Raw genomic sequence first — 23,559 nt, forward strand, 5'->3', positions numbered from 1 at the left:
GCTATGTGATGACTATTGGAAGGAGAGCCTGCAACTGCAGTCATTCCCGTATGCCTAGACTCTCCTGCCAGGTTTGACTATTGCGCTTATTACTTTTTAGCAGCTTCAGCTTTTCTCTTCTCATATTCTTCCATGGTCAGTCCGCCCAAACGAGGATGAGGACGGCCGCCATCAGTCATGGCAATCAAAACAACCATCTCATCGGCTTTTGGAGCACCTGGAATACCAAAGTTCGGAATGGTGTCATAATGACTGCGGATGGCAGCCTCATCACGGAACATTAGCGGAATATCAATGGTAGCACCAGGGCCTGCAACCTTTTTGTTGCAGGAAATCAGGGCACTGCAAGGTAAGTCAATAATCTTGCGCATGGTATAGCCTAGCTTGGGATGAAGAACGGCACCGCCATGCTCCAACTCACCATTGGTGCCAATAATGGCTCCCTTAGCATAGTTCTCCACTGCACCAGGTAATGTCTCAAGGCCAATTTTCGCCAGCTTGCCACCCAGCTCTTCGCCAATAGCGATAAGCTCAGAGAGATCCTCCACATATTTACCTGCGCAAGGATTGTCAATAACAGCAGCAACGACGACCCGGGTTATCGGCTTTTCCACTCCTTTAAAGCCATCGTAATAGATGGTTTCCTTTTGTGTGACGATCTTTTTGATGTTAGCTCCCATTTTAGCCACTCTCCTTTTTTTTAAGTCCGCGTCCGGACATATACGTGTACACTTACTACTTATTAATGCAATTAGTGTGCCAATTCATTCTTTTTACAAAATTACTATATATAATAAGGTTTTTTCATTGGATAACAACAAATCCAGGTGTCATAGTTTTGCAAAAATGCAAAACTATGACACCTGGACAATCTTTAAACCTGCATTAAAGTAGTCTTTTTTAAAATCAAAAAAATTATTGCAAAAATGAAAAGATAACGTCTTTTTTACCCTAAATTACAAGGTTAACTCACATTCAGTAAGTTAACGGAAAAAGAGTTTAGGAATTTTCATCAAATATATTCGCATCAGCATCTTGATAAGCCCGGCACAAGTCAATATGGAACTAGTCGTCAGCATAATGACACTTATATCATGCTGGGCCTACATAAAACAGCGTTTACAGCAGACAGCGTAAAAACAGATGTGAAATACGGTGTTGCTATAATTGCGGCTGTTCAATTTTAGCGCCGGCTACATACCTTGCAACAATATTGTGATAATCACCAATATAAATAAACCTGCTTAACCTGTCTTCGACAGAATATTGATTGCAGGCCGAGACTTCCAGGCTGCTGTCGTCAATAACCAGGGCGTCAAACTCGTAGCCTGCTTCGAAGCTGCCTACTTTGCCGAAGAAGCTTCCTCCGCCTTTTGTCGCCAGGTAAAATACTTCCGGTATAGTAAAAAACTTCTCGCTTTTATCGGTTGCCAGCCATTTCAGCTTGGAAACCTGTATAGCCATAGTCATGACCCTGGCTATGGATACCTCATGGCCGCCGGCTACGTCTGATCCTAAACCTACGGCGATACCGTTATCAAGGTGCTTCCTGATGGGAGCTATCCCGCTTGCCAGGTTATTATTCGAATAAGGGCAATGAGCAACATGTACTTTGCTTTTCGCCATCAAAGCAATCTCTGCATCATCATTATAGATGCAGTGAGCCATTACGGTCGGCTGTTGGCCAAATAGTCCGAATTGGTGATATACACTGGCATAGTTTTGACATTCAGGGTGAAGCTTTTTAACCCAGGCAATTTCACCGGCATTTTCCGATAAATGGGATTGGACCGGCAAATTATACTTTTGGGCCAGTTTGGCAATACCGGTCATTAATTCCGGCGAACAGGTAGGCACAAACCTTGGCGTTATAATTGGCTTGACCAATTCGTACCTGTCAACAGTAGCTTTGATATAGTCTTCGGTATCGGTCAGCGATTGTTCGGTAGTCTCAATGAGAATATCAGGCGAGTTTCTATCCATATTTACTTTGCCGACATATCCGCCGAGACCGGCCAGTGCTAATAGCTCCAGCAGTTTGGCTGTTGCTGCTTTATGAATGGTGCCAAAACATGCCACCCGGGTTGTGCCCCACTTCCAAAGTTCTGTGACCACCTGCTTATAAACCGCTTGCGCATAGGCTATATTTGTATATTTCGCCTCCTCCGGAAACGTATATCTTTCCAGCCAGGGCAAAAGTTCGAGATCAAGCCCAAGGCCTTTGTTGGCAAACTGCGGCGCATGGAAATGCAAATCGACAAAGCCGGGAATGATTAATGTATTTTGGTAGTCGGTTACAGCCATATTGGTGTATTCTGCCGGCAGCTCACGATAAATTCCTTTAACCGTTTTGCCTTCGATAAGTATAAAACTACTTTCAAAAACTTCCAGTTGACCAAAACTGGGAGTAAAAACGATATTACCTTTTATGATTTTTATGCCTTCTGCCATTAATGTTTACCAATCCTTTCTAATACAATTATAATGCAAATATACAATTGCCGCTATTTCATATATAGATAAACAGCAAAAATCACTGATAAAACTAACCTGGTAGATACTCTTAACCCATATCATCAATATTATACAAAACCAATAAAATGTTATTCAGTCAATTACGCATTAAGCGTTGCTATCCGGTAATGCGGTATACACATTCTTTGCAGGATTTGCATTGCCCGCCAAAAAACGGCAATGGTAAACAAAAAAAAGCTCGAATACTCTTCGAGCTTTTCTCCCTTCTGTGCGCAAAATTTCTACATTTAGCGTTAAAAAAGCTGCAGATATGTAGTATTATCCTTCTGCATTGGACTTTTCAGGCGATAAACCACTATTTTATGGCATAAAATCCTGCCTGCATACAGGAAACCCACAACACTTCGGCAGTCGAAAAACCGGCTTTTTGTAAAATATCAATATGTTCCTGGATAGTAATGGGAAAAATCTCAATTCCATACCGGCTGATATGCTTTTCTACTGCAGTCGCATCTTTTCCACTCAACAATTGGGCATTTTTCCAGCGTTCAAGGCCTATTTGCGTTCCCAGCCTGCTTGTTGGCCTAATGGTTTCAAAGGTAATATAAACACCGCCTTGTTTCAGCAGCTTGTAACAATTTTTCGTTGCCTGTTTACGCAGTTCCTCAGGCAAATAATGATGGGACATAATCGCGGTCACAACATCAAAGTCGTCTGTACAGACTAATTCTTCACTGCCTGCCTGCATATAGGTTACCTGAAAATCGGCCAGCTTTTTTTTAGCCATACTCAGCATTTCTTCTGACGGGTCTGCTGCTACAATTTTCATCTCCCCGAAACATTCAAGGGCTTGCAGGATAAAGGTTCCTGTTCCGCAGCCGGTATCAAACCAGGCCTCAGGTTTTGGCATAGCGGCTTTAACTAGATCAAGGCTTTCTGTATGAAATAAATGATACCGTGGCAGTGTTTTGTGGACATTTGCATCATACTCACTTGCTGCCTGAGAGGTTTTATTGTCACGCATAGATTACCCACTCCTTTTTTTATTTCTTACATGCGATAACATACAATATTTTTAGGAAGATTGGCGACACTTCCTTTCCTTGCGGTGCCGTCGACTGAACTTAATTATGTGTGCACTTGCTAATTAATAATGCAAGTAGTGTGCCAATTCATTTTTTTGTAAAATTACTATATATAATAAGGGTTTTTCATTTGATAATAATAAATTCAGGCATCATAGCTTTGCAAAAATGCAAAGCTATGATGCCTGACAATCTTGAAACATGCATTAAAGTAGTATTTTTAAAAGTTGAAAAAGTATTGCAAAAATGAATATAAAGACCGAAACAGTGAGCCGGAAAATCCTGGCTCACTGCTCGGAAAGGTTTTAAGCTTGAAGCAATTTATAGGAATTCATCAACCTGATAAGCTATTGGGGCAGTTTATCCATATTGTCCCACAGACGCTGGGCGGCCTTACGGGCGTTGGCATAAATCGGACTGACATCAAAAGCAAACTGTCTGTTTTCCAATACCACCTTGCCGTTGATAATAACGGTGGTTACATCACGGGAGTCCATGCCAAAGGCAATGTGTCCGCCAATGTTGCCAGGCACAAGCGGGGTGGGCGACTGGTAGTCAAGCACCGTCAAATCGGCTTTGTAACCGGGAGCAACACGGCCAAAGTCGGCAGCGAAATAACGCTTCAACAGCTCGTTGCCGTTAAACAGGAACTTCAGGTAACTGTCAGGCCACAGGGGACCGGCAGCATCTTTATGCTTGAAGAAAGCAAATTTCATTTCTTCCCACATATCGCTGCCCATGCCGTCAGTTCCCAGTACCAGGTTTTTGTACATAGGCAGTTTGGTACTGTAGCCAACATTATTGTTCATGTTGGAGCGGGCGTTGTGAGCCAGAAAAGCGTCTTTGGCGTTAATGATTTCAATATCCGCATCTGACAGGTATACGCCATGCACCAGCAGCGCCTTGTCGTTAATCAGCCCGGCATCATTGAGCCGGACAATGACATCCTTGCCATACATATGGTGGCTGTGGGAGACGTCATAACGGTCCTCAGCGACATGGACGTGAACACCGCGTCCGGTTTCCCGCACGGCATCGGCCATTAATTTGAGGGCGCTGTCAGGCATGGTAACAGGGGCATGACCGCCAATCATGGCTTCTACCAGGTGGTTGCCGCTGGTTGCCTGCTTGTCACTTTCGCACAGCTTGGCAAAATCGACATTTTCCTGAACGCCGGCTTCCACTTCTTTCAGGCCGTCGTTGCGGTCGGTGGTTTCATAGCAGGTAATACCGCGCAGACCGGTTTCTTCAAAGGCTTTTTTAAGTGTTTTCAATGAGCCTTTGAGAAAGGCCGGCGAGGCATGATGGTCAATAACGGCAGTGGTGCCGCAGCGGATGGCTTCCAGCGAGCAAACCATCCCGCTGTAATAGAGGATTTCCTCATCAATGGCCAGGTCCAGCCGCCACCAGAGGTTTTTGAGCACCGAAACAAAGTCGGGGCTGGGAGCGATATTGGCGGTAATTCCCCGGGACAGCCCGGAGTAAAAATGATTGTGGCTGCAAACAATGCCTGGCATAACCAGCTTGCCTTGCATATCAAGCACCCGGGCGGCCTGATATTTGGCAGCGGCTCCCACGCCGACGGCAGCAATCTTGCTGCCGTCGATGACGATATCTACACCGGCTTGAATAGAAGCCGGATGAAATTCAACAACTGTGGCGTTTTTTAATACTAGCACAATTGTCCCCCCTTATTCGTCTACGCGGCCGAACAGCGCCGGCCGGTTAGTATACAGGTAATTAAATACCTGGGCCATATGGTCAAAGGTGTCGTTGCCTGTTGCTTTGAGCTGGTTGTTTTCCAGTTTGTGCTCGGTAACCTGGCCGTTGGCGCGAACGGTTACCGTATTGCCGTCTGCCAGGAAGCCGTTGTTTTCGCTGTGGTCAAAGTCATCCCGGCGGCTGAATACTGTGATTTTGTCCGTGTACGGACGGCCGTCCCACGGGCAGAAGCCGCCGCAGTTGCCGCATTCGTTACAGAAGGCATCCAGATGGACAATTTGGCTGTAGTTAGTAAAACCATTATCGATGCGAACCGCCAGGTTAGCACGGTTGGGGCAAACCTCGACACACTTGTTGCAGATATAGTTACACTCGACGCAGCGATTGAATTCCCTGTCGCCTGTCGCCGGATCCACCTTGCCCGGGCCTTCGGCCGGCAGGTCTGAAGGATAGGTCAGTCCGAATTTCTTGGCGGCAATAGCTTTGGCTTGTTCACAGCTGGCTTTGCCTTGTTTGCCGGCATTGGGTGCCGGTTCAATATTTTCCTGCTTGCAGATGGCATCAGCTACCTTACGGCCGTCAGCTATGCATCTTACGATGGAGGAAGCACCCTGGCGGGCGTCACCGGCCAGATATACCTTCTCCATGTTTGTCTGGTGCTGGTCTTTGCTGGTAATGCCCAGTTTGGCAAGCAAAGCGGTATTGATGTCTTCGCCAATAGAAATGATGATGGTATCGGCTGTAAAGACTTTGAATTCGCCGGTGGGTTCAGGCTGGCGGCGGCCGCTGGCATCAGCTTTACCCAGCTTCATGACCTGGCAGACCAGGTTGCCCTGGGCATCGATTTTTTCCGGATTAACCAGGAAGTTAAAATCGACGTTGTCAGCTACAGCCAGGTTGTATTCGGCATGGTCGGCAGGCATTTCATTAATGGATCGGCGATAGACGATGGAGCTGGTTTTCACCCCTGCGATCCGCAAGGCGGTGCGGCTGGCATCCATGGCCGTATTGCCGGCGCCAATTGTCACAACGGTTTTGCCTAAATCAAGAGCGGCTGCATCTTTGTTAAACTGGGCCAGGAAATTCAGCGCCGTAATGATCTGCGGCTTTTTGTCGCCTTCGGCTTTAAGCTGGAAGGGTTTGTCGGCGCCTGCGCCTACAGCAACAATAACATAGTCGTAGCCTTGTTTTTTGAGCTGGGCCGGCGTAAGCTCAGGGCTGGAGTTAAAGACAAATTCCACCCCATGCTCTTTGATAAAGTCGATATCCTGCTCAATGGTGTCACGGCTGATGCGGTAATGAGGAATCACATGCTTCACCGTGCCGCCGGCACTTTCACGGGTTTCATACACGGTTACGCTAAAGCCCTGGCGGGCCAGGAAAAACGCGGAGGCCAGTCCTGCCGGGCCTGCGCCCATAACAGCCACCTTTACCCCATTTTTCGTTTTGGGCATTGCATAGTTTTTGCGGTATTCTTCCCAGCCTTGCTCTGCAGCCAGTCGCTTAACCTCGCGGATGCGCACACAGCCTTCATAGTCCAGACGGGTACAGTTGTACTGGCAGGCATGGTCGCAGATTGCGCCGGTGATGCCGGGCAGCGCATTCTTGTCATAAATGAGCGTCAGTGCTTCGGTATAGCGTTTTTCTCCTACCAGCCGGATGTATTCCGGTACATCCTGGTTGATGGGACAAGCCGTTTTACAGGGCGCGGCATAGCAGTCAAACAGCGGCAGCTCTTTATTAATAAAGACTTTGGTATAGCCGCGGTACTGTTTTTGCGAGTAGTCGGCAGTCAAAGCTTTGACTGCCAAATCTTTCAGCTTTGCTACGTCAATGTTGTCCAATTCCCAGCCTTTTTCCGTCTCCAGACTGGCGGTAATGGCTGCCATCCGGGCATAGCCGCCGGGTTTGAGCACCTCTGTCGCCAGAGTTACCGGTTTAATACCGGTGGCAAATACATCGCGCACATTGTGTTCGGTAATGCCGCCGGAGAAGGAGATAGGCATCTGTCCGTCAAACTCGGCCGATATTTTGGCGGCCAGATTAATGGCCAGCGGGAAGAGGGCACGGCCTGACATGTACATTTCGCCGCCCGGCAGTTTGCCCTTGAAGTTGACCGAACCCAAGGTATTGGTCAGCTTAACACCGAAGAAACGGTTATTGTCGGCAGCGATTTTTTTCAGTCTTTTGAGCATCGGGACAGCGTCGGTGTATTGCAGGTCATGATCAAAGGCTTCTTCCGACAGTTCAACATAATCAAAGCCGATGCTGTCCAATATGTTCCGGACACCTTTATAGGTTAAAAGGGTGGGGTTGAGTTTTACGTACATATCAATTTTCTTGTCAGTCAGCATATATACGCAAATCCGCTCAATTTCCGCAGGCGGGCAGCCATGCATTGTCGATAAGGTAATGGACTGACAGACATTGGGGGAAATGCGCTCAGGCAAGCCCTGCAGTGCCGGCAGGCGGAACTCAAAGCCGGTGCCTTTTAAGAAACTGCCGTCGGCAATCAGTTCGCCGATCTCGGCTAAACATTGCTTGAAGTACGGATGCCGGGAAGCGTCCCGCATATCGGTAAGATAGGCGTCCATACGCGGTGATTGAATGCCTTCCAGGTTATAGCCTGCACTCATGTTAAAAATAAAGGAGCGTTTGCCGCTTTTGGCAAGTCCAAAAGCCTCCTCCACCAGATGCAGCAATACCCAGGCCTTAATATATTCTTCGTAGGCTTTTTCCACAGGATACTCACTGGACCACTCGGTGTTAAACCCCTCATCATCGGCATCAATGCACGGTTTGGCAACCGGCGGTTCATGCTCCTGCACGGTTTTTAGCTCAATGAACCTAGCACCGGCAAGGTAGGAAGTAACAATATTTTGGGCCAGCTGGGTGTGCGGGCCGGCTGCAGGTCCTACTGCGGTTTCAATGGTTTCACCAAAGAGCGAGAAGGTTTTATTATTATCTTTTTGGAAAAACTGGCTGGCTGGCAGTCCGAAAACCGCGCGCTCGGCCGCATATTCTTCAAAAATCCGGGCAACAAGCTCCTTCAAGGGGACAGGTCTCATTAAATCTCCCATGTATGATTCCTCCTAATAATAATATGGCGGGGTAAGATTGCCGCGCTGTTACGCGGCAACCTTGCTGTCAACAGTAGGGCTCTATCCTTATTTGCACAAGGCGATGGCTTCTACTTCCACCAGCACATCTTTCGGCAAACGCGCCACTTCCACGCAGGCACGGGCCGGGAAATCTTTGGTGAAATATTGGGCGTATACACCGTTAATAGCGGCAAAATCATTCATATTCTTGATAAACACAGTGGTTTTAACCACATCGTCGGTAGTAAGACCTTCGCTGGCTAAGATGGCAGCCACATTTTCCAGGGATTGTTTCGCCTGGGCTTCCACATCGGCGGGAATGCTGCCATCCGCCGGATTAACCGGGAGCTGGCCGGAGACAAAAATCAAACCGTTGGCTTTAATAGCTTGGGAATAGGGGCCGATGGCGGCCGGTGCTTTCTCAGTGTTAACAACTTTTTTCATAGTAAAATTACCTCCTTAAGATTTAGGTTATATAGTAGTTGTGTTGCGCAATTTATTTTTTGCGGCTGTAGGGAGTGTCTGCCAGCGGCAGATCGGGGCGGAGTTTGCCGTCCTTGCGGTAATAGGCGGCAGCAACCGCCGGGGCTGTCGGAATTGTGGTGATTTCCCCTACGCCTTTGGAACCATAGGCTAATTCGGCTTCATTTTTGCCGATGATTATGTTCTCAATTTCCGGCACATTGCCGGCGCGGAACAGGCCAAGTGTGCCATATTTGATCATCGGCACGCCGTCTTTGAGCGGGAAGTCTTCGGTCAGGGCATAACCCAGTCCCATAACAACACCGCCTTCAATCTGGCCTTCAACACCTGTCGGGTTAATGGGTTTGCCGACATCATGGGCGGCCACCACTTTCACCAGCTTGCCCTCGTCATCCAAAATAACCACCTGACTGGCATAGCCGTAGGCTACGTGACTGACCGGATTGGGCTTATCTGAGCCCATGGGATCGGTAATGCCGGAAAATTCTCCATAAAACTCCCTGCCTTCCAGTTCTGCCAGGGTTGCCGCTGCCAGAGCTTCCTTAAAGAGCAGGGACGCTTGCCGTACGGCTTCACCGGTAAATACCGTCTGGCGGGAGGCAGTGGTGGTGCCGGCATTGGGAGTCAAATACGTGTCCGGCATAATATAGGTAAACAGCTCGTCGTCCAGGCCGGTTGTCTCGCAGGCAATCTGGGTCATGACGGTAATCAGCCCCTGTCCGATACAGCTGGCGCCTGTCAGGATGACAGCTTTACCATTTTCGATTCTGATTTTAGCCCGGCCAATGTCCGGCAGGCCAACACCAATGCCGGCATTTTTCATGGCACAGGCCAGCCCGGCATACGGACTGGATTCAAAGACTTCTTTAACAGCCAGCAGAGTCTCTTTCAGCGCCGTGCTGTCGTCGGCAATCTGACCATTGGGAAGTACCTTGCCTGGTTCAATGGCATTACGCCAGCGAATTTCCCACTGAGAAATCCCGACTTTTTCGGCCAGCATATTGATATTGCATTCCATGGCGAAGCAGGACTGGGTTACGCCAAAGCCGCGAAAAGCGCCGGCAGGCGGGTTGTTGGTATATACGCCCAAGCCGACAATGTCGACATTTTCGATTATGTATGGCCCGGCGGCATGGGTGCAGGCCCGCTGCAGCACAGGTCCGCCTAAGGAGGCGTAAGCGCCGGTATCGGCAATAATCTCGGCTTTCATGGCGGTAAGTATGCCATTTTCATCACAAGCTGTCGTGAAAGTCATTTCTGCGGCATGACGCTTGGGATGCACATTAATGCTTTCCTGTCTGCTTAAGGTATTTTTCACCGGTTTCTTGGTATGCCAGGCCAGCAGCGCCGCATGGTGCTGTACGGACAAATCCTCTTTGCCGCCGAAGCCGCCGCCGATCATCTTAGCCATGACCCGCACCTGACTGTCCCCGACACCCAGCAGGGAAACAATACCATGGTGATCGTCGTAAACATTCTGTCCGCCGGCATATACTGTCAGGGTACCGTCGGCGTTAGGCACAGCAACAGAGCTTTCCGGCTCCAGAAAGGCATGCTCGGTTGCCGGCGTGGTATACCGCTGGGTTACCACATATTGGGCTTTGGCAATAGCTTCATCGACATTGCCGCGTGTAAGCACGGTTTTGGCCAGCAGGTTGCCCTTGGCATGAATCCTGGGTGCATCCTCAGCCAGAGCTTCCCGCGGCGAAGTCAGCGGTTTCAGTTCTTCATAGTCCAGTTTGATCAGCTTAACAGCTTCCTGGGCTATTGTTTTGCTGGTGGCGGCCACAGCGGCCAGCGCGTCGCCAATATAGCGGGTTTCTTCGCCTTCGGCAATAAAGGCCGGCCAGTCGGGAATGATGTGGCCCTGTTCGCGGCGGCCGGGAATATCCTTTGCGGTAATGACGGCTTCCACACCCGGCAAGGCTAGTGCCGCCGAAATATCGATTTTTTTAATTAATGCCCGGGCCCGGGGGGCGCGTAAGATGGCGGCGTGCAGCATACCGTCAAGATACATGTCGTCAATATACTCGGCAGTACCCAGCACTTTTTCCTTGGCATCCACCCGCAGCATTCTATCGCCCACCCGGTAGGCGGTGCTGGCCGGCGGCTCAAAGCCTTCACGCAGGGCTTTGGCAGCCATCAACACCGCCTGTTCGATTTTTACATACCCGGTACAGCGGCACAGGTTGCTATGCAGCGCCTTTTTAACTTCGGCGCGGCTCGGGTCAGGCACTTTGTCCAGCAGCCCCTTGGCGCTGATGACCATTCCCGGAATGCAGAAACCGCATTGGACCGCACCGGCGGTCGCGAACGCCCAGCTGTAGATATTTTTTTCCTTCTCCGACAAGCCCTCGACTGTCAGCAGGGTTTTGCCGTTGGTTTTAGCTGTGGTCAAAATACAGGCCCGCATGGCTTTACCGTCAAGCAGTACCATGCACGCGCCGCAGGCGCCTTCGCCACAGCCGTTTTTTACCGAAGTAAGCCGGGCGTAATCTCTGAGGTATTCCATTAGGTTTATATCCTGGTCAACGGTTGTTTCCTGGCCGTTAAGCCTAAAAGTATACATAAATTAATCCTCCCTTCTGATCGGGAAAGGTTTGCGGCTAAGATATTCTCCCAGCGCCTCTTGGCGGATGGTGCCGCCTTTTGCCACTTCGCGGCCTCGCAGAAATACATATTCGGCTCTGCCACGCTGCCGCCACCCTTCATAAGGGGTATAATCCACCCGCTGCGTCTGGGCAGCGGCGGTAATCACTGAGGACGCATCAGGATTCCAAACCACGATGTCGGCATCACTGCCGGGGGCAATGGTTCCTTTCCTGGGAAACAGGCCAAACAGTTTGGCAGCATTGGTCGAGGTAAGTGCGACCATTTGCTGCAGGGTGATTTTACCAGTCAATACGCCATAGGTGTAGATAAGCGCCAGCCGGTGTTCCACACCCGGGCCACCGTTGGGAATTTTGCTGAAATCCTGTCGTCCCAGCTCTTTTTGTCTCTGGTAGTTAAACGAGCAGTGGTCGGTGGCCAGACAATCAAAGAATCCGGCAGATAATCCGTTCCATAGTGCAGCCTGGTCGGTAAGTGTACGCAGCGGCGGCGACATAACATATTTGGCAGCCTCAAAACCGTCGGCGGCATAACAGGACTCATCTAACAGCAGATACTGCGGACAAGTCTCGGTATACACGGCGATGCCCCGGGATTTGGCTCTGATAACAGCTTCTAATGCTCCCTTACAAGTAAGGTGAACAATAAATACCGGTGCGCCGGCCATTTCAGCCAGGGCAATAACCCGGTTAGTGGCTTCCGCTTCGGCGATTGCCGGTCTTGTCAGGGCATGATAGCGGGGAGAAGTATTACCGGCTTCGATGGCTTCTTGCACCAGCATGTCGATAGCATCACCGTTTTCGCAGTGAAACCCCACCAGCGCCCCGATTTCGCGGCTGCGCCGTAAAGCCTGGAAGACAGTTTTGTCATCAACCTTTAAGCTCTTATAGGCCAGATACATTTTAAATGAGGTCACACCGGCAGCAACCATTTGCGACATTTCGTCGGCAACAGCAGGATTGTAGTCGGTAATGCCCATGTGAAATCCATAGTCGGCATAACAATTCCCGTCAGCTTTTGCATGCCACTCGGCAAGTGCGGCGTGCAGTGTTCCGCCCCGCGCTTGGGCAGCATAATCGATTATTGTCGTTGTACCGCCGGCGATGGCTGCTTGCGTACCGCTGGCAAAGTCGTCGGCGGTCCTGGTGCTGCCGACATCCAAATCGAAATGAGTATGCGGGTCAATACCACCTGGCAGCAGATAACAGCCAGCTGCGTCGATCACGGTATCACCGGACCGGACAAGGCCTTGACCGACGGTACTGACCGTGCTGCCTTCAATCCGGACATCGGCCAGGTACTCACTATCGGCGGTAATGACTGTTCCGCCTCTGAGCACAATTCCCATATCTACTTACTCCCCTTTCCCGTAATTAGCTATGGTCATTGCTGAATTCCGTTTCCGAGTCAACAGGCTCAGCATCAGCAGTTTTGGTACCAAGTTCATTAAAGAAGAGGTTGAGCGCGATGGCGGCAATGCTGCCGGCCGTAATGCCGCTGTGCAGAATTAACTGGGCAAATTGCGGCAGTTTATGATAGAAAGTCGGAGCAGCCAGCGGGATAAGACCGACTCCCAAACTAATGGCTACAATCATGGCATTGTGATTGCCTTCAAACTTAACTTTCGCCAGGGTACGGATACCGCTGGTGGCTACCATACCAAACATGGCAATACCCGCACCGCCAAGCACCGGATTAGGGATGGCGGCAACTATGGCGGCCGCTTTAGGGAACAGGCCAAGTGCGGCTAAGATGATGCCGGCAGCGGCTACGACATAGCGGCTTCTGATACCTGTCAGGGCCAAAAGGCCTACGTTTTGAGCAAAAGCCGAATGCGGGAAAGTGTTCATGATGCCGCCAAGCAAGGTGGAAAACGAGTCGGCGCGCAAACCGCGGGTCAAATCATCGCGCGTGACCGGTTTGTCGACAATCTCGCCCACGGCAATAATGTCGCCGGTGGTCTCGGTCATGATGACCAGGAACGCCAGGGTCATGGCAACAATGGCGGTTATATCAAAGATCGGCATACCAAAGGCAAGCGGGGTAACAAGCTGGAACCAGGAGGCTGTTGAAACCTGCGCAAAGTTGGTCATGCCGAGCGGAATGGCGATAATTGTGCCGATTACCAGCCCCAGAAGCACGGCAATATTGCTCCAGAAGCCTTTGAGCATACGGTACAGGACAATAACAATGGCCAGCACGGTAAAGGCCAGGCCAATATTGGGCAAATCGCCAAAGGTAGGTGCGGCGGCATTGCCGCCACCGGCCCAGCGCACGGCAACCGGCAGCAGTGAAACACCAATCAGGGTAATGATGGTGCCTGTTACCACCCGGGGGAAAAAGCGGATGAGCCGGCTAAAAAAGGGACTTATCAGATAACCGATCAAACCGGCGGCAATCGTGCCGCCAAAAATTCCCGGCAAACCGTGGGTTTGCCCCACCAGAATCATCGGTGCGACAGCGGCAAAGGATACGCCCTGCATAATCGGGCTTTTAATCCCCATATTGAGAAAGCCCAGCGCCTGGATCAGAGTAGCAATCCCACCCACCAGCAAGTCGCATTGAATGAGATAAATTACTTGTTCACGCGGCAGGTTTAATGCATTGGCGATAATAAGCGGTACTGCGACAGCACCGGCGTACATGGCCATAACATGCTGCAATCCATAAGTAAACAACTGGCCTTTTGGTAGCATTTCATCAACTGGAGCTACTTTATTTTCCATATTTACACCTCATTTTAAATATTCGCAATTTTAATGCGCCGCATTTACTTGCGAAGTACTTTCCCTGCCAGCACTTTATGGTATTGCCCGTTCTCAATCACTTGCTTGCCGTTGATGAGAACATGCTCAATGCCTACCGGATACTGGACAGGATCTATATATGTGCCCTGATCGTTTACTGTTTCCGGATTAAATACGACAATATCGGCGTAATAGTCCGCCATCAGGCGGCCCCGGCCGGTAAAGCCAAAAACCTCTGCGGGCTTTGCGGTCATTTTGTGGATAGCCGCTTCTAACGGCAACGCCTGTTCCTCGCGTACATATTTGCCTAAAACCCGCGGGAAAGAGCCAAACACGCGGGGATGGGGCTTGCCGGCCAGCAGGCCGTCTGTGCAGACATTTTGTTCAGGACGGGTCAGGAAACGGATGACATGTTCTTCCTTACCATAAAAATCTACCATGCCCACAGCATTTTCTTCCTGATATAAGAGGTCAAAAGTAGCCTGATATGGATCTTTACCACGGATTTTGCCAATCTCAACCAGATTTTTTCCTACAAGGTCCTGATTGGCAGCGGTTTTGACACTGGTAACAAAAATCTGATCAAGGCCGGCAAAATCAACAAAATTATCCCAGCCGGGTATTCCGTGTTCCATATCATAAATCATTTTTTGTCTGAGCTCAGCGTCCTGCAAGCGTTCCAATAATTTGTCAGTGCCGCCGTCATGCACCCAGGGCGGTAAAATAACGCCCAGCATGGTGCTGCCTGCCACATACGGATACTGGTCGAACGATACCCGGATGCCTTCGGCCTGTGCCTGCTCCAGAAGTTCAATGACCTGGTCAATATACTGCCAGTTCTTTTTGCCGCACACTTTAAAATGAGAGAAATGAATTTTTACGCCTGACTGGCGGCCCACCTCAATAACCTCTTCCATCGAAGTAAGGATGGTGTCGGCTTCGCTGCGCTGATGAACCACAAACACACCGTCATACTCGGCCACCACTTTGCACATTTCAATAATTTCCTGAGTCTCGGAATAGGCGCAAGGCATATAGATAAGACCGGTTGATAAGCCATAGGCTCCTGCTTCCATTTCCCGTCTGGTGATAGCGCACATTGTTTTGACTTCTTCGGCGTTGGGCTGACAGTTGCCAAGACCGATGGCCTCCATGCGGATATTGCCATGGGGCACCAAATAGCTTTGGTTTAGACCAACCCCCTGGCGCTCCATGAGTGCCAGATAGCCTGCTGTGGTTTCATAGGTCCAGTCGATGTCGTCACTGTCACCGTCAAGTCCGGCCAGGTTCTTGCGCCAGGGACTGATATACTGCTTAGGCAGCGGCGCCATAGATATGCCATCCTGGCCAAGCACCTCGGTGGTGACACCCTGGCGGATTTTAGGTTCAACATAAGGGTCCACCAGCACTTTTAAGTCTGAGTGGCTGTGGGTATCAATAAAACCGGGGGCAACTACCAAACCGGCAGCATCAATCACTTTGTCGCCCGGCTGCTCCGGGATTTGACCGATGGCGGTAATTTTTTCACCCTCAATGGCTACGCTGGCGGCAAAGGCTTTTGCGCCTGTGCCGTCAACGACCATACCGTTTTTTATAAGTATTCGCATGTTTTCACCTACTCTGGCTTTAATACTGATTTCATGATGCCATAAAAGCCTTCGGCCCCTTTAACCAGCTGTTCAATTTCAATATACTCGTCAATAGTGTGGGCCAGATTCTCTCTGGACGGACCGAAACCAATGGTTTTTATCCCTCTTTCGCCAGCATAGTGGCTGCCGTTAGTGCAGAAGGAATACTGAGTGATTTCAGGGTTAATGCCGGCCTCTTTCAATCCTTTGTAGGCAGCTTGAACAAATTCGTCTTGCTCGTCATACAACCAGCCGGGGAAGAAACGTTCGCCTTCAATAATTTCTCCGGTATGGCATTTTTCTACACCCACGGCATAGGAAACTTTGGCTTTAAACTCAGGGTCTTCCTGCTCCATCTTGGCAATGAGCTCTTGAATGGGGGCAATGACAGATTCTCTGGTCTCGCCAACCAGCAGGCGACGGTCATAGGTGGCGCGGCAGTGGTCAGGTACAACCGAAGCGCCAGGGTATGGGCTGGATTTGATATCAGTCAGTTCGAGGATGCCTTTGCCCAGAACCGGCATGGAAGTAGTCTCAAGCCCGCGGATACGTTCAATGAGTCCGGCCATTTTATATACGGCGTTGATGCCTTTGTCGGGATTGGCTGAATGGGCGGGTTTACCGAAGGTTTCCACCACAATTTCGGCCCGGCCGCGCTGCCCCCGTTTGAGGTTAAGCTCAGAGGCTTCGCCAATAACCACATAATCAGGATTTACATTTTTGCTGATCAAGCGGGCGGAAACACCTTCAAATATTTCTTCGTGAACGACGCCTGCCACATAGATATCACCGGCAAAATTGCGCTTGGTGTCCTGGGCAAAGAAGGCAGCGGCGGCAATCATGGCACTGACAGACCCCTTCATATCGGACGCGCCCCGGCCATAGATCCGGCCATCGGCAATCTCACCGGCAAAGGGAGCATGCTGCCATTTGGAGTCATCAGGAACAGGTACGGTGTCGATATGACCGTCAAACAAGATTTTTTTACCAGGCTTGCTGCCTTTAATATGACCGATTACATTGCCGTAATCATCGACAGTCCAATCATCGAAACCCAGCTCTTTAAATGCATGCTCAATACTGTTAACTACTTTATCTTCTTCACCTGAATAACTTTGCTGACGGATCAATTCCTGGCATAATGCCACCAGGACATTTTCTCTTTCTTTGGTCATCATGATTATCACTCCATTCTTAATATATAACGGCTCCCTAAAAGCTTGGATACTCGCCATCCCAAACAATGCTGCGATATTTGTCCGGGTCGGTGTCCCCCTCGGTGCTAATCAAGAGAACTTGCGATTTTTCGTTAAGACCAAGTTTGGCCTTGGCTTCCGCCAGGCAGGGGCAAAGCAGCAGCTGGGCCAACAGGCCTGCCGGTACTGCACCTGATTCGCCGGAGATTATTTTATCGTCGCCGGCAAGCGGATTGCCTAGCAAACGCATGCCTTTAGCGGCTACCCAGTCAGGACAGGAGAAGAACATATGGCTGTAATCTCTGAGTATTTCCCAACTGATGGTATTAGGTTCCCCACAAGCCAGACCGGCCATAATTGTCGGCATATCGCCGGTTACCGCATGCGGTTTGCCGTCATTAGCCAGCACGGATTTATACAAACAATCGGCCAGGTCGGGTTCGACAATAACAGTGGTTGGATAATCTGCGCCATATTTCTCAGCAAAATATCCCTGTACGGCACCTGCCAGTGAACCTACGCCGGCTTGAGAAAATACATGGGTAGGTTGCGCAACCCCATATTCGGCCAGCTGTTCATCTGCTTCCGCGGCCATAGTGCCATACCCCTGCATAATCCAGGCAGGAATTTCTTCATAGCCGTCCCAGGCGGTGTCTTGTACTACCACCCAGCCGTATTTCTCGGCATTTTCAGCAGCCAAACGCACGGCATCATCATAGTTGCCTTCAATAATAGACGCCTCCGCACCTTCGGCCCGGATGTTTTCCAGACGGGTAAGCGAGGAGCCTTTGGGCATAAACACCACTGATTTTTGCTTGAGCCGGTTGGCAGTCCAGGCCACACCCCGGCCATGATTGCCGTCGGTGGCGGTAACAAAAGTAATTTCTCCCAACTGAGCCCGCACGGCATCAGAAGTCAGGGTGGCATAATCCAGGTCGGCGATATCCTTACCCAAACGCTGTGCCAGATACTTAGCCATCGCGAAGGAGCCTCCCAGTACTTTAAACGCATTTAGGCCGAACCGGTAAGATTCGTCTTTAACATAAACACCGGCTACCCCCAGGTATTTAGCCAAATTGCTCAGATTGCGGAGCGGAGTACGGCTGTATTCGGGAAAGCTCTGATGAAATTTTTTGACCTTCTCAATTTCCTGCTGACTTAGAAAATGGGTGGAAGCCTTGCCTCCCAGCCTGGTATTAGCTGCCCATTTAATTTTAGTTTCCATGTCTGTAAATTACACCTCTTTCACATGCTTCTGGCTAACATTAATTGCAAATTTTATGCCAATTCTTCCTGTTGTTAGCATGATTAGATTGGATTTTTTTTATCCATCATAAATTAACACAATAAATTCCCGCCGTTTAAGCCTGTTGGCACCCTGCAGGCCCTTGGAAAATATCCCATACTTTTACCGCAATGACACAGTAAATTAGCCTTTGCCATCTTCTTTTCCTGGCACAACAGCGAACAAACCATTATCAAAATGATAAAAAATATCATTTTGATAATGGTTTGTTCTGTCGTTTTCCGTCATTTTTATCATATTGATAAAAAATTCAGATTATGTTATATCTTCTAGTTTACGGTACAAAGTGGCAATACCGATACCTAACTGTTTGGCTGCCAATTGTTTGCCCTGGGTGGTTGGGCCATACACCTTAACGGCCCGCAAAATATGTTCACGCTCTATTTCCCGCAATGGGCGGATAGAAGGGCTGGTATCCACGGCCACCGGTTCGGCCAGCTCCATCACATTCTTAGGCAAGGTATCTTTTGTCAGCAGGCCTGATTCATCAGCCATGTTAATCATAAACTCTATGGTATTTTCCATTTCCCGCACATTGCCCGGCCAGGAGTACTGCATTAATATAGCCAGGGCCTCCGGGGTAATCTTCTTAATCGCTTTGTTAAACAACCCGCTATACTTTTCAATCATGCTGTTCACTATGGCAGGAATGTCCTCAAGCCGGTTCCTCAGCGGCGGCGCTTCGATCGGAATAACATTCAGGCGGTAATACAAGTCCTCGCGGAATTTATTTTCTCTGATCAAAGCCTTAAGATTTCGATTGGTGGCGGCAATTACCCGCACATCCAGTTCAATCACCTGGTTGGAACCAATCCTTACCAGCTTGCGCTCCTGCAGCACTCTGAGAAGCTTAATCTGCAAATACAGCGGCATATCGCCGACTTCATCAAGAAAAATAATCCCTTTGTTGGCCAGCTCAAATTTCCCGATTTTACCACGCGGGTCGGCGCCGGTAAAGGCGCCCTTCACATAGCCAAACAGCTCACTTTCCAAGAGTGTGTCCGGAATTGCGCCACAGTTTATAGCAATAAACGGCTTGTCATGCCGGCTGCTTTCCGCATGAATTGCCCGGGCAATCAACTCCTTGCCTGTGCCGCTCTCGCCGGTAATAAGCACAGTAGAGTTAGAGTCGGCAATTTTAAGAATTTTGTCTTTGACTTGGCAAATAGCCTCCGACGAACCGACAATATTCTGCAGACTTACATGGGGACCTACATTCGTAAGGCCATAAATGCCTGACTTAAATTTTTTCATTTCGTTGAAGATAAAAATTCTTTCAAAGGGAGCCAATGCCGGTTCCAGCAGCAGCATTTCACCCATGAGTTTAAAGGTTCTGTCGCCAACAGTAACCTTATATTCCTCAACCCCTAACAAAGAGTCGCCGGTGGCTTCAATACCGATGGCCTGCTGCATCGTATCCGGCCTGAGCAGCAGCTGTTTAACGGCAGTGCTGTTGCTGTGGGCTATCCGGCCGTGAGAATCCAACACCAGCACCCCTTTGTCCACCCCGTCAACAACCTGGCTCAAGAGCTGCATCATGGCCTGGTAACGTTCGTTTTCCCGCTGCACATACACCTTGGCACTAATGAATTCAGCAATTTGGAGCAAAAACTGGCGGTAAGTCTCAAAGTCTCCCAGCAGATTTTGTTTTTGTTCCGGGGTGGAGCAAATCAGGCCGATAACCCCGATAATTTCGCTGCCCAGTTTGATCGGGGTGCACATTTCCATTTCTTCACTGCAACAGCCATGTTTGGGGCATAACACGCAGAGCGGATGCTCTCCCGGCGTTTGAATAACCTGCGGCTCACCGGTCGCCAGCACCTGCTTGTACACCAAACCTTCTGCCGACATATCTTCGTTGATACGGTCCTGATAGATCCCGGTACCGGCAATCCGTACCAAACAGTTGTCAACAATCTCTACATCGACCTTAATAACCTGGGAAATGATCTGGGCATATTGCCGTACAGTATCCTGGATTTCCTGCAATTCCGACTGTTTCATCCGGCCAGCCTCCCTGTCCTGCGCCAAGACGCCTTAGTAATGTCTGTCGTTCTCGTAATACCTGCTTTCCTCTAAAACTACAAAAAAAGTCTCCACCTGCGGGCTGCCGGCGCGCTGTGCCTGCCGGCAAATAGCCTGCGCCACCTGATCCTGCACTGCCTGCCCCCGGTCAAACCAGTTCACCTGCACAAACGGAGTAATCGGCTGTTCCTGGCCGTCCTGGATAAAAACACTCTGTACGGCCTCGATAGTAAAATATTCACGCGGACAGCCGATAATCTGCGTCAACTCGTCAACCAGCGGCTTGCTTAGCTGTTTAATTGTTTCGATATTCATGCCTTTGATAATCAGTTGCGGCATAGTGGTTTCCTCCTTGATCGTTTTACTATTAGCTTAGTACCCGGACTTTATTTTTGTCAAGATCACAGGTTTTGGCGGGATAAAAACTTAACTGGATAATCAGCCATAAAATACTTAGATTGTTCTCAAACAGTTTCGCAGACAATAATAAAAATCCTATCAAATCCTTGCAATGAAAGGAGCATGTTATGAAGCACACCAGCCGCAGAAAAAGTGCCAAGCGTAAATACAAACGCTTACTTGCCGCGCTTACCGGCGCCGCTATTGTAAGCTCGGCTTTGCTGCCAGGCCTCCCCATAACCACGGCCTATGCTGCCGAAAACCCCCAGGTTGCCGCACCTGCCCCCACGGTTGAGGAAAGCAAAGCTCCCGCCCCTGTTAAGGAACAACCCAATAAGGAGCAGTCCAATAAGGAACAGCCGAATAAGGAACGCCCCAACAAAGAACAGCCTGATAAGCAGCAGCCAAATAAGGAACAGCCCAATAAGCAAGGCGATAAAGACCGTGACCGCCCCACCGAGCAGCACAAGGGTTCCGGCTCACCGGTGGCAGTGGTTAAAGCAGCCGCCGCAACCTATGGGTTTGATGCCCGGCGTGACAACTTTACCCTGCAGTCAAGCACTTCAACCGAAGCAGTCGTTCTCGTGCACACCACCAGCGGCAAAACCTTCAAGGTCCTGTTAAACAAAACCAGGGACCAATGGAGCATTACCAGCGTTAAAACCATAGTCAGCGGCGGTATCCATTCCAGTGATCCGGTGGAGGTGGTAAGAGACAATGCCGGCGTCTTTGGCTTTGACAAAGTCAAAGACCGTTTCAGCTTATTATCGGTAGCCGGCAACAAGGCGGTTGTCCAGGTAAAAACCAGCGGCCAAACCTTCAAAGTTGATTTGGAACGCAGCGGTGCCAGGTGGGTGATTACTACCATTCGCGGCATCGGCAACAGCCAGTATCCTGCCACCTATCGTCCGGCCAGCCTGTTCGGTTACCGGACCTCAGTCACGGCCGTGCCGGTGGTGCCGGTCGGCGAGCGGATCTTGTACCTTAACAGCAATTATACCGATTGGAGCTGGCGGGAAAGCGGCTACCCGGCCAATATGAAGCTGGGAGTTCTGCTGGCAAAGCCTGATCCGGCCAATCCGCTCGGCATCCCTGATGCAATTATCGAAAAAGCCGCCGACATTGATTTTGGCCGGCAGCTGGTGCTGTACGCCCATATCGGCTCGGTAGCCGACCAAGGCTATGGCATTGCCATCGAAAGGGTTGTGCAGACAGGCAACGACCTGACTGTCAGTGTCAGAACCAAGAGCCCGTCAGATAACCGGATGTGGTTCCCCTCTGTCACCAACGAAATGATTCCCCTTGACCGGTTATCCCTGAACTTCAACAAGCCCATCCAAATCAAATTCATCGACCAAAACGGAACTGTGCTGAACAACTATACCTTGCATACAAGGTAACAGCCCTGGTTTTCCCGGCTAACCCAACAATACCTTGCGGTCATGGCCATATTGAAACTCGAGTTTCCTAATGGCCGCCGTCATATCATCGGCATTCACAATTTGCTGCCACATGCGCTGCAGCAAATAGAGAGTCTTGTCCAGCCCGTAAATATAAAAAGGCTTTTTAAAGACAAAGCTCACCAGAAAATTCTCAAGCAACCCGGCTCCGGGCGCCGTCACAGACGGCGTCCGGGCAACAGCCAGCCTGTCCAAATAATCATAATTGCTGCGGAATAAGGTTGTCAGCGCTCTCCCGATGGTCTCATCCCGGGCTAAGCCATTTACCGCATTAACGGTATCGGCAAGAAAGTCTAACCGCTCACTGAGCGGCAACCCCCGGTATTGCAGGATATCAATAAAATGGGTTTCCAGTTCAAAGTAATAATGCAGCGGCTTCCTGGCCGGCTGCTGAACAGGGTACACCGCAACCGCATAGCTGTCATCGGCTACTGCGGTTGGCTGTTTCTCCGCTTTGACAATGCTCAGCGCCGCCTCCCGGTCAGCCAGTTTCAGAACCGCCGGGCAGCTGAAGCTGAGCGTCAGTTCAATCCCCCGCGCCGTGCTCATGGGGTAGCGGGGAAAGGTCTGGCAAACAGCGTCAAGCTGGCTGTGACCGGCCTCACGATGCAGCCGGCACCGGTTGCCGGTATCCAAAAACCAGCAACCGCCGCCGGCCTGTTTGGCGATATAGGCATATTCACCATACCCTGCCGACTCCTGCAGCCTGATAAACGCCTGATCAAATTCGGCCTGGCGCCCGGTACCAGCAAACAGCGCTTCATTTCGCCGGTAGCTGGTTTCACTCAGGGTAACCTGCCACTGATTGCGGCAGCAGGCGCCACACATTTGACAGGAAAATTGCTCTACTATATCGGTGTAAATAAACACTCTTCTCACTATCCCTGTATACAGTTTACACTATTCAAAGAAAACCTTACGGAAAAGGGCTATCACCAAAACAATCCAGCCTATGGCAGCTATGGCTAGGATGCCAATAATATAGGGCATCCGTCTGCCCCATTTTTCACTTTGCCGCCTGCTTTCCGCCAATACCGGCGCAGGCAGCAGCCTGGTCAAATACAGCAGCGCACCGGTAGCCAGGGCAGCATCATCGACAATGCCCAGCAAAGGCAAATAATCGGGCAGCAGATCGATCGGGCTAAGCAAATAGATAACCAGCGCCGCCAATATGCCTTTAAGATAATTAGGAGTCAGGGGATGCCGCCAGGCATAATATAAGATCATGCCATTATCCCGCAAAAGCTTCAGCCAGACTCCAAACTGAAACAGGCGTGCTCCCTTATTCACACTATCACCAACCTAACAGCAAAATTCCCGCA

17 protein-coding genes are annotated in these 23,559 nt (G+C 50.0%); 1 reads left to right on the forward strand and 16 read right to left on the reverse strand.

Annotated elements, in window-relative coordinates; translation table 11 throughout:
• Positions 1 to 89: 89 nt before the first annotated feature.
• The 14 genes from SPSPH_RS17495 to SPSPH_RS17560 all read right to left on the reverse strand — a co-directional run bounded on the left by SPSPH_RS17495 (position 90) and on the right by SPSPH_RS17560 (position 20,717).
• Positions 90 to 680, reverse strand: a complete 591-nt coding sequence (locus tag SPSPH_RS17495) for an amino acid synthesis family protein (RefSeq protein WP_075756975.1) — start codon at positions 678 to 680, stop codon at positions 90 to 92.
• Positions 681 to 1,161: 481 nt separating this feature from the next.
• A complete protein-coding gene (locus tag SPSPH_RS17500; protein ID WP_075756974.1) occupies positions 1,162 to 2,451 on the reverse strand; it encodes an amidohydrolase family protein in 1,290 nt (429 codons plus the stop codon).
• Between the two features lie 379 nt (positions 2,452 to 2,830).
• Positions 2,831 to 3,499 carry a class I SAM-dependent methyltransferase gene (locus SPSPH_RS17505; protein ID WP_075756973.1) on the reverse strand — a complete coding sequence of 223 codons (669 nt, stop codon included), beginning with the start codon at positions 3,497 to 3,499 and terminating at the stop codon, positions 2,831 to 2,833.
• A 408-nt stretch (positions 3,500 to 3,907) separates the two neighbouring features.
• The gene (gene ssnA / locus SPSPH_RS17510; protein ID WP_075756972.1) at positions 3,908 to 5,239 is read right to left on the reverse strand and encodes a putative aminohydrolase SsnA; all 1,332 of its coding nucleotides are present in this window, start codon (positions 5,237 to 5,239) and stop codon (positions 3,908 to 3,910) included.
• Positions 5,240 to 5,251: 12 nt separating this feature from the next.
• Complete coding sequence (gene ygfK / locus SPSPH_RS17515; protein WP_075756971.1) at positions 5,252 to 8,362, reverse strand: putative selenate reductase subunit YgfK; 3,111 nt, start codon at positions 8,360 to 8,362, stop codon at positions 5,252 to 5,254.
• Between the two features lie 87 nt (positions 8,363 to 8,449).
• The gene (locus tag SPSPH_RS17520; RefSeq protein ID WP_075756970.1) at positions 8,450 to 8,827 is read right to left on the reverse strand and encodes a RidA family protein; all 378 of its coding nucleotides are present in this window, start codon (positions 8,825 to 8,827) and stop codon (positions 8,450 to 8,452) included.
• 52 nt (positions 8,828 to 8,879) lie between these two features.
• Positions 8,880 to 11,435, reverse strand: coding sequence for a selenium-dependent xanthine dehydrogenase (gene xdh, locus SPSPH_RS17525; protein WP_075756969.1), 2,556 nt, complete (start codon positions 11,433 to 11,435; stop codon positions 8,880 to 8,882).
• Positions 11,436 to 11,438: 3 nt separating this feature from the next.
• On the reverse strand, positions 11,439 to 12,824 hold the full coding sequence (gene hydA, locus SPSPH_RS17530; protein ID WP_075756968.1) for a dihydropyrimidinase: 1,386 nt from the start codon (positions 12,822 to 12,824) through the stop codon (positions 11,439 to 11,441).
• Between the two features lie 25 nt (positions 12,825 to 12,849).
• Complete coding sequence (locus tag SPSPH_RS17535; protein ID WP_083945648.1) at positions 12,850 to 14,202, reverse strand: nucleobase:cation symporter-2 family protein; 1,353 nt, start codon at positions 14,200 to 14,202, stop codon at positions 12,850 to 12,852.
• Positions 14,203 to 14,246: 44 nt separating this feature from the next.
• Positions 14,247 to 15,830 carry an N-acyl-D-amino-acid deacylase family protein gene (locus SPSPH_RS17540; RefSeq protein ID WP_075756967.1) on the reverse strand — a complete coding sequence of 528 codons (1,584 nt, stop codon included), beginning with the start codon at positions 15,828 to 15,830 and terminating at the stop codon, positions 14,247 to 14,249.
• A gap of 8 nt (positions 15,831 to 15,838) precedes the next feature.
• A complete protein-coding gene (locus SPSPH_RS17545) occupies positions 15,839 to 17,029 on the reverse strand; it encodes a YgeY family selenium metabolism-linked hydrolase (protein ID WP_075756966.1) in 1,191 nt (396 codons plus the stop codon).
• Positions 17,030 to 17,063: 34 nt separating this feature from the next.
• Complete coding sequence (gene dpaL / locus SPSPH_RS17550; RefSeq protein WP_075756965.1) at positions 17,064 to 18,272, reverse strand: diaminopropionate ammonia-lyase; 1,209 nt, start codon at positions 18,270 to 18,272, stop codon at positions 17,064 to 17,066.
• A 336-nt stretch (positions 18,273 to 18,608) separates the two neighbouring features.
• On the reverse strand, positions 18,609 to 20,357 hold the full coding sequence (locus tag SPSPH_RS17555; RefSeq protein WP_075756964.1) for a sigma 54-interacting transcriptional regulator: 1,749 nt from the start codon (positions 20,355 to 20,357) through the stop codon (positions 18,609 to 18,611).
• A gap of 33 nt (positions 20,358 to 20,390) precedes the next feature.
• Positions 20,391 to 20,717, reverse strand: a complete 327-nt coding sequence (locus SPSPH_RS17560; protein ID WP_075756963.1) for a DUF1904 family protein — start codon at positions 20,715 to 20,717, stop codon at positions 20,391 to 20,393.
• Between the two features lie 188 nt (positions 20,718 to 20,905).
• On the opposite strand from SPSPH_RS17560, the gene SPSPH_RS17565 reads away from it, so the two are divergent.
• Positions 20,906 to 22,177, forward strand: coding sequence for a hypothetical protein (locus SPSPH_RS17565; RefSeq protein WP_075756962.1), 1,272 nt, complete (start codon positions 20,906 to 20,908; stop codon positions 22,175 to 22,177).
• An 18-nt stretch (positions 22,178 to 22,195) separates the two neighbouring features.
• Here SPSPH_RS17565 and fliB read toward each other — a convergent pair whose 3' ends face one another.
• Both fliB and SPSPH_RS17575 read right to left on the reverse strand, forming a co-directional pair.
• Positions 22,196 to 23,107 carry a flagellin lysine-N-methylase gene (gene fliB / locus SPSPH_RS17570; protein WP_075756961.1) on the reverse strand — a complete coding sequence of 304 codons (912 nt, stop codon included), beginning with the start codon at positions 23,105 to 23,107 and terminating at the stop codon, positions 22,196 to 22,198.
• 30 nt (positions 23,108 to 23,137) lie between these two features.
• The gene (locus tag SPSPH_RS17575) at positions 23,138 to 23,527 is read right to left on the reverse strand and encodes a YkvA family protein (protein WP_233139137.1); all 390 of its coding nucleotides are present in this window, start codon (positions 23,525 to 23,527) and stop codon (positions 23,138 to 23,140) included.
• Positions 23,528 to 23,559 lie beyond the last annotated feature (32 nt).

Origin of the sequence: Sporomusa sphaeroides DSM 2875 (assembly GCF_001941975.2) — a bacterium.
Lineage (GTDB): Bacteria > Bacillota > Negativicutes > Sporomusales > Sporomusaceae > Sporomusa > Sporomusa sphaeroides.